This window comes from Bacillus cereus group sp. BfR-BA-01331 (assembly GCF_022663915.1).
GTDB classification, from domain to species: domain Bacteria; phylum Bacillota; class Bacilli; order Bacillales; family Bacillaceae_G; genus Bacillus_A; species Bacillus_A mycoides.
The window spans coordinates 1-744 of the sequence record NZ_JAKUGJ010000135.1; the positions used below are offsets into that span (position 1 = coordinate 1).

A 744-nucleotide genomic window follows, 5' to 3' on the forward strand; every position below is an offset into this window, starting at 1 on the left:
GCGGGCATATTGTTCGTTACCGGGAAGAAATTTTAAAATGGGTACAAAAATATGAGTACAAAAACCACAAGTTACAAAAATGGTTTAATAGCCAGGAACAACAAATATATCCTGATGTAGAAATTGGTCCTCATATCGAGCATAAAGAAATGGTTCGTATCAAAGGGAAAGATAGAACATTAAATGGAATCATTATTGGTCCAATTGGTTCTGGTAAAACATCTAGTGTAATCATTCCAATGATTAATCAAGATTTACACTGGATGGTACGTTTCATTAACAAGTTCGAGAATGCCTATAAAAAAAATGATTATGATACGGAAGATGTAAAAGGGACGTTTTTAAATGGTGTCACTGTTATTGAACCGAGTAATGATTTATGTCAAAAAGTATTTAAGTTAGTACAAGCACACAAAATTCCTGAAAGCTCTGTTTACTATATTGATCCAACTAATCCAGATACAAAAAACATAAACATTCTGCGTGGGCCAGTTGATAAGGTAGCAGAAGTGTTCGCGATGGTTATTCAAGGTTTATCTGAATCAAACAATGCATTCTTTGAGCAAGCACAACGTAACCATCTTAAACAGCATATCTATTTATTAAAAATGCATAACCCACAAAAAGATGTAACCTTCGACGACTTGATCGAAATGTATGTGCGCCCATAAGGGTAGATTTAGAATTGATTAAATAGCACTAATCTAGGTTAGCTCACGAAAGACCTATTACCAATCACCTCAC

At 34.3% G+C, this 744-nt stretch carries 1 pseudogene; it reads left to right on the forward strand.

The window, feature by feature from the left end:
• A pseudogene (locus tag MR155_RS31260) lies at positions 1–671 on the forward strand (conjugal transfer protein TraG); the annotation flags it as partial.
• Between the last annotated feature and the right edge of the window lie 73 nt (positions 672–744).